This window comes from Streptomyces sp. RGM 3693, from assembly GCF_050471125.1.
Taxonomy (GTDB): domain Bacteria; phylum Actinomycetota; class Actinomycetes; order Streptomycetales; family Streptomycetaceae; genus Streptomyces.
This window is the reverse complement of the sequence record NZ_JBMPPQ010000002.1, coordinates 1022092-1036110: the sequence shown is the minus strand read 5'-3', so window position 1 is coordinate 1036110 and position 14019 is coordinate 1022092. Positions and strand designations below refer to the sequence as shown.

General features: G+C 72.9%; 12 protein-coding genes. 7 read left to right on the top strand and 5 right to left on the bottom strand.

The features are described from left to right. The first annotated feature begins 123 nt into the window (after positions 1-123). From ACO0M4_RS22015 to ACO0M4_RS22000, 4 genes are all read left to right on the top strand, one after another. Positions 124-1155 carry a methyltransferase gene (locus tag ACO0M4_RS22015; protein ID WP_430372576.1) on the top strand — a complete coding sequence of 344 codons (1032 nt, stop codon included), beginning with the start codon at positions 124-126 and terminating at the stop codon, positions 1153-1155. 196 nt (positions 1156-1351) lie between these two features. Further along, entirely contained in the window at positions 1352-2500 is a 1149-nt protein-coding gene (locus tag ACO0M4_RS22010) for a low temperature requirement protein A (protein WP_430372575.1), read from the top strand. Between the two features lie 464 nt (positions 2501-2964). Next, positions 2965-3780, top strand: coding sequence for a L,D-transpeptidase family protein (locus tag ACO0M4_RS22005; protein ID WP_430372573.1), 816 nt, complete (start codon positions 2965-2967; stop codon positions 3778-3780). A gap of 28 nt (positions 3781-3808) precedes the next feature. After that, the gene (locus ACO0M4_RS22000; RefSeq protein ID WP_430372571.1) at positions 3809-4963 is read left to right on the top strand and encodes a P1 family peptidase; all 1155 of its coding nucleotides are present in this window, start codon (positions 3809-3811) and stop codon (positions 4961-4963) included. 32 nt (positions 4964-4995) lie between these two features. Here ACO0M4_RS22000 and ACO0M4_RS21995 read toward each other — a convergent pair whose 3' ends face one another. After that, entirely contained in the window at positions 4996-5712 is a 717-nt protein-coding gene (locus ACO0M4_RS21995; protein ID WP_430372570.1) for a VIT1/CCC1 transporter family protein, read from the bottom strand. A gap of 286 nt (positions 5713-5998) precedes the next feature. Here ACO0M4_RS21995 and ACO0M4_RS21990 point away from each other — a divergent pair, with 286 nt between their 5' ends. Beyond that, the gene (locus ACO0M4_RS21990) at positions 5999-6517 is read left to right on the top strand and encodes a YIP1 family protein (protein WP_430372568.1); all 519 of its coding nucleotides are present in this window, start codon (positions 5999-6001) and stop codon (positions 6515-6517) included. 46 nt (positions 6518-6563) lie between these two features. Here the strand turns inward: ACO0M4_RS21990 and ACO0M4_RS21985 are convergent, their stop codons facing one another. Next, on the bottom strand, positions 6564-6839 hold the full coding sequence (locus tag ACO0M4_RS21985) for a hypothetical protein (RefSeq protein ID WP_430372567.1): 276 nt from the start codon (positions 6837-6839) through the stop codon (positions 6564-6566). A gap of 310 nt (positions 6840-7149) precedes the next feature. Between ACO0M4_RS21985 and ACO0M4_RS21980 the strand changes: the two genes are divergently transcribed. Continuing rightward, positions 7150-8340: a CaiB/BaiF CoA transferase family protein gene (locus ACO0M4_RS21980; protein WP_430372566.1), complete on the top strand. Its 1191-nt coding sequence runs from the start codon at positions 7150-7152 to the stop codon at positions 8338-8340. Positions 8341-8421: 81 nt separating this feature from the next. Then, positions 8422-9750: a L,D-transpeptidase gene (locus ACO0M4_RS21975; RefSeq protein ID WP_430372564.1), complete on the top strand. Its 1329-nt coding sequence runs from the start codon at positions 8422-8424 to the stop codon at positions 9748-9750. Positions 9751-9841: 91 nt separating this feature from the next. Here ACO0M4_RS21975 and ACO0M4_RS21970 read toward each other — a convergent pair whose 3' ends face one another. The 3 genes from ACO0M4_RS21970 to pfkB form a co-directional block, all read right to left on the bottom strand. Next, positions 9842-10804: an NAD(P)-dependent oxidoreductase gene (locus ACO0M4_RS21970; protein WP_430372562.1), complete on the bottom strand. Its 963-nt coding sequence runs from the start codon at positions 10802-10804 to the stop codon at positions 9842-9844. Positions 10805-10901: 97 nt separating this feature from the next. Next, positions 10902-13004 (bottom strand): PTS fructose transporter subunit IIABC, encoded by a 2103-nt coding sequence (locus tag ACO0M4_RS21965; protein WP_430372561.1) that lies wholly within the window; start codon positions 13002-13004, stop codon positions 10902-10904. Beyond that, complete coding sequence (gene pfkB, locus ACO0M4_RS21960; protein WP_430373888.1) at positions 12997-14010, bottom strand: 1-phosphofructokinase; 1014 nt, start codon at positions 14008-14010, stop codon at positions 12997-12999. The genes ACO0M4_RS21965 and pfkB overlap by 8 nt, the downstream gene beginning before the upstream one ends. Between the last annotated feature and the right edge of the window lie 9 nt (positions 14011-14019).

Here is a 14019-nt window from a genome sequence, read left to right as displayed (position 1 = left end):
TGGCCGGTACGCAGCGGGTCGCCACCCCTCCCCCCGTGACACCACCGCCCCCGCCTGCAACCGTGGATCACTGTGCCTGCGACGTGGCGCAGGCATGACCAAGCCGACGACCGGAGGCTGACGTTGGCCACTTCACCCACCCGTCCGGCGGACGAGCCCGGCGATCTCGCGACCCACCTCATGGACCAGGCCCTGGGCCACCTTTTCTCCGCCGCGCTGCGCACCGCCGCCCACTACCGCATCGCCGACCGGCTCACCGCGGGCCCGCGCACCCCCGAACAACTGGCCGCCGCCACCGACACCCACGCCCCGCACCTGCGCCGCGTCCTGCGTTACCTCGCCGCCCGCGGCATCTTCCGCGAGGACGCCTCGGGCGCGTACCAGCTGACCCCGGCCGCCCGGCAGCTGCGCACCGACGTGCCCGACTCGCTGCACCCCGCCGTCATGATGCTCACCGACGACCTGTTCCTACGGACTTCCGCCGGCCTTACCGAGGCGGTGCGGCACGGCGGCGCGGCCTTCGAGCGGCTGTTCGGCGCACCGCTCTTCGCCCACCTGGAGTCGGATCCGGCCAAGCGGGAACTCTTCGACGACGGCATGGCGTCGCTGGCCGCCCCGGTGGACGACGCGGTGGCCGCCGTCTACCCGTTCCCCGAGACCGGCACCGTCATCGACGTCGGCGGCGGCCGGGGCGGACTGTTGCGCGCGGTGCTCCGCCGCCACCCGCAGGCGACCGGCGTCCTCTTCGACCTGGCGCCGCCGCTGGCCCACCACCTCCTGGACACCGACGACCTGAAGGGCCGCTGGCGCACCCAGGAGGGCGACTTCTTCGCCGCCGTCCCAGAGGGCGGCGACGTCTACGTCCTCAAACACATCCTGCACGACTGGCCGGACGAGGACTGCCGCCGCATCCTGCGCAGCTGCCGCACGGCGATGGCGGCCGGCCGCCGCCTCCTGGTCGTCGACTCGGTCCTGCCGCCCGGGAACGCACCGCACTTCGGCAAGACGATGGACGTGGCCATGCTGGCGCTCCTCGACGGCCGGGAACGCAACGCGGACGATTTCGCGACGCTGCTGGCGGCGGGCGACTTCCGGCTGACGCGGGTGCTGCCGACGGCCGGCTTCCCGTCGATCGTGGAGGCGGTGGCCGACTAGGGCCGGTCCGGTGGACCAGGGGCGGAGCGGCCCCAGGAGCCGTCACCAACGCGTACGTCGTGGGCCCGGTGGGCGTGGGCCCGCGACACGCCGCGGCCCCGTTGCGGCCGTTGCCGCCGTCGCCCCGGCGCCCACGCTCTACTGAGGGCCCCCACCAGCGGTCGACGAGAGGGGCTGGGGCACCGTGCCGGTTCTGATGCGTGCGCGCAGTCGTACGGAGGCGCACCGCGCCGCCACTCCACTGGAGCTGTTCTTCGACCTCTGCTTCGTCGTGGCGATCGCCCAGGCCGGCCGCCAACTGGTGCACGCCCTCGCCGAGGGCCACCCGGGGCACGGCATCACCGGCTATCTGATGCTGTTCTTCGCCATCTGGTGGGCGTGGGTCAACTTCAGTTGGTTCTCGTCGGCCTACGACACCGACGACGTGCTGTACCGGGTGGTGACCCTCGTACAGATCGCCGGCGTCCTCATCCTGGCCGCTGGCGTGCCGCGGGCCTTCGCCGCCGGGGACTTCCGCATCGTCTGGTTCGGCTATGTGGTGATGCGGTTGGCGCTGGTCAGCCAGTGGCTGCGGGCCGCCCACGGCACCCGGGGCAACGAACGGCGGACCGCCCTCCGCTACGCCCTGGGGGTGACCCTCTGCCAGGTCGGCTGGCTGGCGCTGGTGTTCCTGCCCGCGGCCGACGCCCCGTGGGTGTTCATCGTCATGGGCGCCCTGGAGCTGTCGGTCCCGGCGATCGCCGAACGCGACCGGCAGACCGACTGGCACCCGCACCACATCGCCGAACGCTACGGCCTGTTCACCATCATCGTGCTGGGCGAGACGGTCTCCGCGGCGACCGTGGCGGTGCAGTCGGCGCTGGACGAGCACCACGACCTGGGCACGCTGCTGCCGATCGCGGCCGGCGGTCTGCTGCTGGTCTTCGCCGCGTACTGGATCTACTTCGCGGTCCCCATCCACCTCCACCTGCGCTCCAGCCGCCAGGCGTTCCTGTGGGGCTATGGGCACTATCTGGTGTTCGGCTCGGCCGCGGCGGTCGGTGCGGGGATCGAGATCGCGGTGGAGGAGTCGGCCGGCCGGGCCCACCTCTCGGCGAACGCGGCGGCGGCCTGCGTCACGGTGCCGGCTGCGCTCTACCTGTTCACGGTGTGGCTGATCCACTCCCGCCACCAGAAGCGCGGGCCGGCCCAGCAGCTGGTCCTGCCGGTCGCCGCCGCGCTGGTCCTGGCCTGCACGTTCGCGGGGCCGGCGGCGGTTCCGGCGGCGGGCCTGGTGGCGGCGCTGACGGTCGCGGTGGGCGTCACCCTGACGGCCCGCCAGGGCACTGCCCTGGAGGAGGAGTAGCGGCCGCCGGTCGGCCCATCGCGGTCAGTGGTGCGAGCGGCGTCGGCCCCGCACCCCGTCCCCCATTAGCGTGCCGAACGGCCGTACGCGCCCCCGCCCCGACCGCCGGCCCGAGCCCCCGTCAGGCGGCCCGCAACAGCCGCACGCGAAGGATTGGATGGCCGCTCAACTCGGCTCGCACAGAGCAGACTTGGAGCACATTCCGGCCAACTTCGGGCACCCCTGACGCACCCTCCGGGGCGGCCCCACACCCGGCCCACCCGACTAATCCCCGTAATCCCCTACCAAAGGTCCACCCGACGTGCGCCGTCATCCTCGTGCCCTCTACCGTTCACCACAGCCCACGGAAGCGGCTCCGCCGGAACGCGGTAGGGTGCAGATTGCCCTTTTTATGCCCGGGGGTCCGGCACTTTCGCAGTGACCCACGGGCCGTCCACCCGCCCGTACCTGAGGAGACGCCAGACATGGCAGCCCGCCACGCTCAGTCCCGTGCGCGCAGGAGACTGTCCCGGCGCAGCAAAGCCGTCAGCGGCCTCGCGCTCTCCACCCTGGTCGGCACCGCCCTGTGGGCCTGGCCGGCTTCAGGCGACGACCACAACGGCCGGCCGGACGCCAAGAGCGGTTCGGCGCGGACGGTGTCCAGCCCGAACACCCCCGCGCCCGCACAGGCCGCCCCGGAGGCCGCCCGCGGCCTGCGCACCATCCCGGACCTCAGCGACGCCGCCCGCAAGCGCATACCCGCCAACGCCCGCCAGGTCCTCGTCGTCACCGGCAAGGGCCCCGACTCGTACGAGTCCCGGGTCGTGCTCTACACCCGCGCGGACGGGTCGGACCTCTGGGAGGCCGGCCCCGCCTGGGTCGCGCACAACGCCGCCCACGGATGGACCACCCGTCACCACTACGGCGACCTGCGCTCCCCCGCGGGCGTCTACGCCCTCACCGACGCCGGCGGCCGACTGCCCGCCCCCGAGGGCACCAAGCTCCCCTACGACCACAACAGCAGCTTCGTCGCCCATGGCACCGGCGTCGAGGGCGAGCCGCTGGCCGGCGCCTTCGACTACGTCATCGCCATCAATTACAACCGCGTCCCGGGCACGTCCCCGCTGGACGGCCAGCGGCCCCTCGGTGACGAAAAGGGCGGCGGCGTCTGGCTGCACGTGGACCACGACGGCCCCACCCAGGGCTGCGTCAGCCTCAAGCCCCAGGTGATGCGCGAACTGCTGCGCACCCTCGACCCGGCACTCCACCCGGTCGTCGTGATGGGCCCGGCCGGCCTCTGAGCGGGATCCGCGTGGTACGCATGGCCCCATGACTGACGCGCGGCAGCACCAGCGGCACCAGGGGGGCGAGGTCACCCCTCACCCCCCGGGCCCGCACGACGCCCTGACCGACGTCCCCGGCCTACGGGTCGGCCACGCCCAGCGCACCGGCGACGGCTGGCTCACCGGCACCACCGTCGTCCTCGCCCCCGAAGGCGGCGCCGTCGCGGCGGTCGACGTACGCGGCGGCGGCCCGGGCACCCGGGAGACCGACGCCCTCGACCCCCGCAACCTCGTCCAGCGCATCGAGGCCGTCGTCCTGACCGGCGGCTCCGCGTTCGGCCTTGACGCCGCGTCGGGTGTCGCCGCCTGGCTGGAGGAGCAGGGCCGCGGCTTCCGGGTCGGCCCCGATCCGGCCCAGGTCGTGCCGGTCGTCCCCGCCGCCGCCCTCTTCGACCTGGGCCGCGGCGGCGACTGGCGGGCCCGCCCGGACGCCGCCCTGGGCCGCGCGGCCGTCGAGGCCGCCGCCCGGACGGCCCCCGGCTCGCCCGTCCCCCAGGGCACCACCGGCGCCGGCACCGGCGCGGTCACGGGCGGCTTCAAGGGCGCCATCGGCACCGCCAGCGCCGTCCTGCCGTCCGGCATAACCGTCGCCGCGCTCGCCGCCGTGAACGCCGCGGGCTCCTTCGCCGACCCCCACACCGGCGCCCTCTACGGCGCCCGCGGCCCGCTGCCCGACCCCGAGGTCCACGCGGCCGCCCAACGCCGCCTCGCGCGGGCCCGGGAGATCTCCGCGGCCCGGTCCGCCGCATCGGTCCACCCGCCCCTCAACACCACCCTCGCGGTGGTGGCCACGGACGCCGACCTCACCCGCGCCCAGGCCCACAAGCTCGCCGGTACCGCCCACGACGGCCTGGCCCGCGCCGTCCGCCCCGTCCACCTCCTCAACGACGGCGACACGGTCTTCGCCCTGGCCACCGGCGCCCGCCCGCTCGCCACCGCGGAGGCCCTGGCCGACCCCGCCTTCGGCGTCCACCTGCAAGCCGGCGCCCTGAACGACATCCTCGCCACCGGCGCCGACGTCCTGACCCGGGCCGTCGTCAAGGCCGCCCTCGCCGCCACCTCGGTGGACGGCCCCGGCGGCGTCTTCCCCTCGTACGCGGACCTGTACGGGCCGGCCGACAGCACGCGGGAAGGCAACTAGGGCCGGTTCGACCCTGATCCGCCGGGCCGGCCCTAGACGCCCACCGCCCCCAGCAACGTCCCCGCCACGTACGTGACGCCCATGGCCAACGCGCCGCCCGTCACGTTCCGCAGCACCGCCGGGGTCACCGGCGCCGCTCCCAGGCGTGCGCTGCTCCAGCCGCACAGGGCCAGCGCCGCGAGCACGGCGGCCACCGTGATCCACAGTCGTGCGCCCGCCGCCGGCAGCACGATCGCCAGCAGCGGCAGCAGCGCGCCGGCCGTGAAAGCGAGGAAGCTGGCGCCCGCCGCGTGCCAGGGGTTGGTGAGCTCGTCGGGGTCGATGCCCAGCTCCACCTCGGCGTGGGCGCGCAGCGCGTCGTGCTCCGTCAGTTGCTCGGCGACTTCCTGGGCCAGTTCGGGGCCGAGTCCCTTGTCCTCCAGCAGCTCGGTCAGTTCATGGAGTTCGGCCTGCGGTTCGGTGGCCAGTTCGCGTTTCTCCAGGGCCAGTGCGGCCTTCTCCGAGTCGCGTTGGGTGGAGACCGATACGTACTCGCCGGCCGCCATGGACATCGATCCGGCCAGCAGGCCGGCGAGCCCGGCGGTGAGCAGGGTGGCCCGCGAGTCGGTGGCGCCGGCGACGCCGACGACCAGTCCGGCGGTGGAGACCACTCCGTCGTTGGCCCCGAGGACCGCCGCCCGCAGCCAGTTGAGGCGGCTGCCCAGTCCGGCGCTGTGCGCCTCGTCGTGCTCCGGTGTCTGAAGAGTCACCGGCCGAGCGTCTCATCCGGGTCCGGTCGCCGGTGTTCTGCCTCGCCCGACGCCCGCGCGTCGTGCCGGTGCGGCCGGTGGTAGAAACGGCCGTATGTCCGCATCGCCGCCCCCCACACCGCCTCCGCCACGGTCCGGCCGGCGCGCCGCCGCGCCGTCGGGTGCGGAGCCGCCGCCTCCGCCGCCGCCCACGCTGGTGCAGCCGGGGCCTCCCAAGCCCGCGCCCACACGTCAAGAACCCGCACGTCGGGAGCCCGTACGGCGTCGCCGACTGTGGTGGCACCGGTTGATATTCGGGCTCTGGTACCGGCCGGTGGACGTGTTCGACGAGGCGCGGGACCGCAGTGCGTGGAGTGCGGCGGTGCTGCTGTGCCTGATCAGCGGTGGGATCGGCATCGTGTCGGTGGACGCGTTCCGGGCCCAGTGGGCGGCGAACCGTACCGCGGGGTTGCAGTTGGCCGGGATGGCCGAGGCGGGGGTGTTGCTCGCCAGTCTGGGGCTGGGGGCGGTCACCCACGCGATAGCGCGGACGCTCGGGGGCAACGGGCGGTTCGCGCCGACGACGAGCCTGTTCGTGGTGCTGTTCTGGGTGACGGATCTGCCGCGGTTGCTCATCGCGGGCTGGTTGCCGACGAGTTCCACGTTCGTTCAGGCCGCCACGTGGACGACCTGGGGTTTCGGTTACTTCCTCGCGGTGCTGCTGATACGTGGGCAACACCATCTGCCGACCCGTAAGGCGGCGGCCTCGGTGTCGGTCCAGATGTTGGCGGCGCTGGCGTTGCTGAAGCTGGGGCCGGTGCACTGAGCCGGGCGCGCCCGTGGGCCGGTGCGCCCGGCGGTCCGACGGTGGGTCAACTACGGCTGGTGAGCTGCCGTACGAGGTCGTCGAAGGCTTGGCGCTCGGCGGGGGTGAGGTCCACGTTTTCGGAGGCGGGGCCGCCCGGGCCGGTCTGACGCGGTACGGCGTCGAGGCGGGCCCGGGAGCGGGGCGGTCGCTGCCGGTAGGGGGCGGCGGTCCCGTGGTTCCCGCGTCGGGTGAGTCTGACCAGGCCGACTGCCCAGAGGACGACGACGACCAGCAGAATGCCTAGGCCGATCTGCTGGAGAATCGAAACGGAGGGGAGCATGCTGTTCCTCCCGAACAAGTGGGCGCTGGGCAAGCCCCCAGTAGACACCACGCGTCAGGGCTTCCAACAGGGGATCTTGGGTCGTAAATCGTGAAGTGACACATCTCCTATGACTTTTCCCCGCATTCCCGACACCACACGCGTATCCCCCCTCCGTCTTGCGGTCTGCCCGCGACCCTCCCCCTCCGGTGCGCCACCGGCCGCACCGGCGCACTGCCGCGCCTCCCGTTGGACACCGCGGCGACTTCCCTCCGCCGCGGGCGGTCGCGAACGATGGCGGCACCTCGTCCGCGACGTGAGGAGTGCGCCCGTGCCCCAGCAACACCACCGGACCGTCCCCCGCGCCCTCGACGGCGTCCTCGTGGCCGACTTCAGCCGGGTCCTGGCCGGCCCGCTCGCCGCCGCCACGCTCGCCGATCTGGGCGCGGAGGTCATCAAGGTCGAGCGGCCGGGCACCGGCGACGACACCCGCTCCTGGGGGCCGCCGTTCGCCGCCGAGGGCACCGCGGCGTACTTCGACGCCGCGAACCGTTCCAAGCGCGGTCTGGCGCTGGACCTGGGCGATCCGGAGGATGCGGCCGCGGCCCGGGAATTGGCCCGCCGGGCGGACGTCCTGATCGAGAACTTCCGCCCCGGGTCGCTCGCCAAGTACGGCCTGGACCCGGCGGCCACTGTGGCGGCCAACCCGGGCCTGGTGCACTGCACCATCACCGGTTTCGGCTCCGGTGCGGGGGCGGGGCTGCCCGGGTACGACTTCGTGGTCCAGGCGGTGGGCGGGCTGATGAGCGTCACCGGTGAGCCCGGCGGGGCGCCGCTGAAGGTGGGGGTGGCGCTGGTGGACGTATTGACCGCGAAGGACGCCGCGACGGGCATCCTGGCGGCGCTGCGGCACCGCGACCGAACCGGCGCGGGGCAGCTGGTGGAGGTCAATCTGCTCTCGTCGCTCCTGGGGTCGTTGGTGAACCAGGCGTCCGGCTATCTGGCCACGGGGCAGGATCCGGGGCCGATGGGCAATCGCCATCCGAGCATCGCCCCGTACGAGACGTTGGCGTGCCGGGGCGGCTTGTTGGCCGTGGCGGTGGGGAACGACCGCCAGTTCCGGGCGTTGGCGGGGGCGCTGGGGGTGCCGGAGCTGGCCGAGGACGCACGGTTCCGGCGGAACCAGGACCGGGTACAAAACCGCACGGATCTCATCAAAACGCTGGAAAGCCGGCTGGCCGCCGATACGCCGCGGGGCTGGACCGAGCGGCTGACGGCGGTGTCGGTGCCGTGCGGGCCGGTCAACAGCCTCTCCGAGGCGTTGGAGTTGGCGGCGCGACTCGGGCTGGATCCGGTCACCCCGGTAGGCGCCGGGCGGATTCCCCAAGTCACCAGCCCGTTGCGCCTGTCGGGCACGCCGGTGGTGCAACCCGCCGCGCCGCCCCGCCTGGACGAAGACGGCACGGCACTGCGAACCTGGCTATCAGGGCCGGATGACCGACCTCTGCCGCCGCGAATGTGACCTTCGTCACAACATGGTCGCACCCGCAACCAAATCCACCCGTAGGTGCTGTTTACCAGCACGGAATCACAACACCCCTGTATGGAGCAGCTCGTGACATCGCTGGACAACCCCGCGCCCGCCCAGTCCCGCACCGACCACCAGCCGCTTCAGACCGAGGAACGGGATTCCGCCGCACCCCGCCGCACCCGCCGGATGCGCCGCACGCTGGCCGTCACCGCCCTGCTCGCCGCGGGCGCGCTGTCCCTGACGGCGTGCGGGGGCGACGCCGAGGCGGGCGGCCACGGCGACGGCAAGAACGGCCAGGCCGGCGCGGACGCCGCGGCTGCCAAGGACGCCTCCGACGCCAAGATCCAGGTCACGTCGAAGGACGGCGCCACCGACGCCAGCATCAACGACACCGGGGTGAAGGTCACCGGCGGCAAGTTGACGGACGTGAAGCTCACCGCCGTCGACACCGGCAAGGACGTCTCCGGCGCCATATCGTCGGACGGCTCCTCGTGGAAGCCCGGGGCGCAGCTCGACCGCGGCACCAAGTACAAGATCGTGGCGAACGCCAAGGACGCCAAGGGGCGCCCGGCGACCGAGAACGCGACCTTCAGCACGGTCTCGTCGGCGAACAGCTTCATCGGCTCGTTCACGCCCGACAACGGCAAGACCGTCGGCGTCGGCATGCCGGTGTCCTTCAACTTCGACAAGCGGATCGCCAACCAGAAGGACGTCCGGTCCCACATCACGGTGACCTCCAGCAGTGGCCAGCAGGTCGTCGGCCACTGGTTCGGCGACCAGCGGCTGGACTTCCGGCCGGAGGACTACTGGAAGGCCGGCTCCAAGATCACCATGAAGATCGACCTGGACGGGGTGAAGGGCGGCCCGGGCATCACCGGCGTGCAGTCCAAGACGGTGACCTTCACCATCGGACGCTCGCAGGTCTCCACGGTGGACATGAACACCCAGACCATGACCGTCAAGCAGGACGGGAAGGTCATCAAGTCCATCCCGATCTCCGGCGGCAGCCCCGACCACCCGACCTACAACGGCCAGATGGTGATCTCGGAGAAGTTCGAGCAGACCCGGATGGACGGTTCGACGGTCGGCTTCGGCGGCGAGTACGACATCAAGGACGTGCCGCACGCCATGCGGCTGTCGTCGTCCGGCACCTTCATACACGGCAACTACTGGGGCAACTCGTCGATCTTCGGCCACACCGGCACCAGCCACGGCTGCGTCGGCCTGGAGGACAACAAGGGCGGCGGTGGCGACACCCCGGCCAAGTGGTTCTACACCAACTCGCTGATCGGCGACGTGGTGATCGTCAAGAACTCCCCGGACAAGACCGTCAAGCCCGACAACGGCCTCAACGGCTGGAACATGTCCTGGTCGGAGTGGACGGCGGGCAGCGCCTCCTGACGCCCGGCCGCACCCGCTGAACCGAACACACGAGGCGGTGACCGCTCCTCCCAGGAGGGCGGTCACCGCCTCGTCGTCCACCGGGCCGGGGCTACGCCCGCCGCTCCCTGGGGTGCAGCAGTTCCAGCACTCCCCCGATGCTCTCCTGGCCGTGGCCGTCCGCGACCCGGCGCTTCATCAGCTCCCACAGCGGGTCGAACAGTTCCGTGCTGACGCCCTGCGCCCGGCTGGCGTCGCCGATCGCGTCGTGCGAGACCTGCATGGCGAGGTTGGAGCCGGTGACGCCGTAATCCCCGGAGTCCACCTGCGCCGCCATCGCCGGCAATTGGTTCTCAGCCATCGCCCGCAACCATGGCATCAGCACCTCCCGGGTGAATGCGGTGACGTTCCGGTCCGCCGAACGCATCAGCGCGGCCGCGTGCAGAAAACCGCCGAACATGCCGTACATTCCGCTCAGCAAAGCGAGGTCGTTGAGCGGCGCCAATCCGGGATCCGTGCCCAGATAAACGCTCCGCGCGAAGGAGTCCAGCACCCCGCGGGACCTCTCGAAAGCGTCCTTCGCGCCGCTGTAGAGCACAAAGGCCGACGGCTTCCCGATGAGGTCCGGAACGGCCATGATGCCGCCGTCGAGATATTCCGCGCCGAGGTCGGAAACCCGATCCGCCAGCGCCCGCGCCTCGGCCGGCGAACCATTGGTCACATTGACCACGACCCGGCCCTTCAGCGCCGCACCGGCGCCGTCGGCGGCCAGCAGCGGCGCGACGTCGGCGTAATCCAGGATGCAGACGAGCACGACCTCGCTCGCGGCGATCGCCGCGGCCGGGGATTCGGCGCGCCGGGCGCCCTTTTCCACCAGCCCGTCGGCTTTGCGTGCCGTACGGTTCCACACGGTTACCTGATGGCCGGCCGCCAGGAGCGCCGTCGCCAGCGCCGTTCCCATATCGCCCAGGCCGATTACCGAAACGCTCTGTCGCGCCGTTCCCCGGACCGCGCTTTCCACTGAATTCGCCGCCGAGTTGCCTGCCGAATTGTCTGCCGAATTGTCCACTGCCATAACGGAACTGCGCTCCCGCCTCATTCACACTGATCTCTTGCTGATCTCTTGCTGATCAGTCTTGGCGGGAGCGCAGTTCCGGACAAGTACCCACTCTTTAGTGCGTGGTTACCTCGCGGTGCGTGCTCACCTGGGGGTGCGCGGCGTCGGCGGGTACGGGTCCGTCCGTGCCCGGTGCCGCCGCCGGCGTCCGGAAGCGCTTGAGGAGGACGACCAGGGCGGCGCTGACGGCGGTGCCGGCGGCGATGGCCAGGAGGTAGCGCAGCGGCTGGCCGATCAACGGGACGACGAAGATGCCGCCGTGCGGGGCGCGGAGGGTGCAGCCGAAGGCCATCGACAGGCCGCCGGTGACCGCGCCGCCGACCATCGCCGAGGGAATCACCCGCAGCGGGTCGGCGGCGGCGAACGGGATGGCGCCCTCGGTGATGAAGGACGCGCCGAGCACCCAGGCCGCCTTGCCGTTCTCCCGTTCGGCCCGGGTGAAGAGGCGGCCCCGTACGGTCGTGGCCAGCGCCATCGCCAGCGGCGGGACCATGCCGGCCGCCATCACCGCGGCCATCACCTTCAGGCTCCCCGGATTGGGGTTGGCCAGGCCGCCGACCGCGAAGGCGTAGGCGACCTTGTTGAGCGGCCCGCCCAGGTCGAAGCACATCATCAGGCCCAGGAGCACCCCGAGGATCACGGCGTTGGCGCCGGAGAGGCCGGACAGCCAGCCGGTGAGGGCCTTTTGGAGCGCGGCGATCGGCTTGCCGACCACCAGGAACATCAGGAAGCCGACCACCGCCGAGGAGACCAGCGGAATGACCACCACCGGCATGATGCCGCGCAGCACCGGCGGTACGTCGATCCGCTGGATCGCCCGCACCACCGCGCCCGCCAGCAGACCGGCGATCAGCCCGCCGAGGAAACCCGCGTTGACGGTGAGCGCGATCGCCCCGCCGACGAAGCCGGGCACCAGGCCGGGCCGGTCCGCCATGCCGTACGCGATGAAGCCGGCCAGGACCGGGACGAGGAAGCCGAAGGCGGTGCTGCCGATCTGGAAGAGCAGCGCCGCCCAGCTGGCCGACTCGGTCCACAGGAAGTGGTCGGCGACCGACGGCGCCTTGTTGACGGTGTAGCCGCCGATCGCGAAGGCCAGGGCGATCAGCAGACCGCCCGCGGCAACGAACGGCACCATGTGACTCACCCCGGTCATCAGCCAGGTACGGAGCCGGGTGGCGTAGCCGTCGGTGGTCTCGGCGCCCCTGTCCATAGGGGCGGTGGAGGGTGCCGGCGCGGCGGCGGACTCTCCCCGGGCGGCCTTCTCGCGTACCTCGGCGATGAGTGCGGCGGGGCGGTTGATGCCGGCCTTCACCCCGACGTCGACGACCGGCTTGCCGGCGAACCGCTCCCGGTCCCGCACCTCGACGTCATGGGCGAGGATCACGCCGTCGGCCGCCGCGACCAGCTGCGGGTCGAGGCGTTGGAATCCGGCCGATCCCTGGGTCTCCACGGTGAGTTCGACGCCGGCCGCCCGCGCGGCCTTCTCCAGGGATTCGGCAGCCATGTAGGTGTGCGCGATGCCGGTGGGGCAGGAGGTGACGGCGACGATGCGGAAGGGGGCGGGTGTCGCGGCGGCGGGGGCGGCGGGCTCAGCGGCGGGCCGTACGGGCTCGGGGGCCGCGGGTTCAGGCGCGGGGGCCGCGGGTTCGGGCGCGGGGGCCGCGGGTTCGGGCTCGGGGCCGTCCGCGGGTCGCGGAGCGTCTGACTCCGGCTCCGGTTCCTCGCCCCGGATGAGCGCCGCCGCCCGCGCCGGCGCGGTCTCCGACCGCAGCGCGCCCGTGAACGCCTCGTCCATCAACTGGCGCGCGAGCGACGACAGGATCGACAGATGGTCCGCGTCACCGCCCGTCGGGGCCGCGATCAGGAAGATCAGGTCGGCCGGGCCGTCCGCGGCGCCGAAGTCGATGCCGGCCGCGCTGCGCCCGAAGGCCAGCGTCGGCTCCGTGACGTGCGCGCTGCGGCAGTGCGGGATGCCGATGCCACCATCCAGGCCGGTCGGCATCTGGGCCTCGCGGGCGGCCACGTCCGCGAGGAAGCCCTCCAGGTCGGTGACCCGCCCGGCGGCGGCCATCCGCTCCGCCAGCGTGCGGGCGGCGGCGTCCTTCGTTGCGGCGGACAGGTCGAGATCGACCAGATCCGTGGTGATCAGCTCACTCATCGCGGGCTCCCTTGCGCGCGGTACCGCCGTGCGGGCGGTGGGGACGGGGTGCGGGGGGATCGGGTACCGGCTCCGTCAACGCCCGGTCGAGCGGCGCCTCGGCGGTCACCGTGACCCGCTCCGGGGCCAGGTCCGCGGGCGTCGGCATCAGACTGCCGGGCAGCTGTACGGCCGCCGCGCCGTGCGCCACCGCCGCCGCCAGCGCCACGGCACCGGTACCGCCCGCGGCGAGGAAGCCGGCGAGCGAGGCATCCCCGGCGCCGACGTTGCTGCGTACGGCGGCGACCGGGGCGCTGCCGAAGCGGGCGCCGTCCGCGTCGACCAGGAGTTGCCCGTCCGCGCCCAGCGACGCCAGGACGGCCCGGGCGCCCCAGGAGCGCAGTTCCTCGGCGGCCGTAACCGCGTCGCCGACGGTCGTCAGGGGGCGGCCGACGGCCTGGGCCAGCTCCTCGGCGTTCGGTTTGACGACGTCGGGGCGTTCGCGGAGCACCGCGGTCAGCGACGGGCCCGAGGTGTCCAGGGCGATCCGGGCGCCGGCGCGGTGCGCCCGGGCTACCAACTCCGCGTACCACTCGGGTGCCAGGCCGCGCGGCAGGCTGCCGCAGCAGGCGATCCAGTCGGCGCCGGCGGAGCGCTCGCCGACCGTGGCCAGCAGTGCCTCGGACTCGTCGGCGGTCAGTTCGGGACCGGCCGCGTTGATCTTCGTCAGGGTGCCGTCGGGTTCGGCGACGGCGATGTTGGAGCGGGTCTGCCCGGCGACCGGTACGCCCGCCACGTCGATGCCCTCGTCCCGCAGCAGCCCGGCCAGCGCCGCGCCCGCGGGGCCGCCCAACGGCAGGACGGCGAGGGTGCGGTGGCCGGCGGCGGCAACCGCCCGGGAGACGTTGACGCCCTTGCCGCCGGGGTCGATCCGGTCGGCGGTGGCCCGCAGGACGGCGCCGCGCTCCAACGCCGGGATCTCGTAGGTGCGGTCCAGGCTGGGGTTGGGGGTGACGGTGAGGATGATCATGGGTGT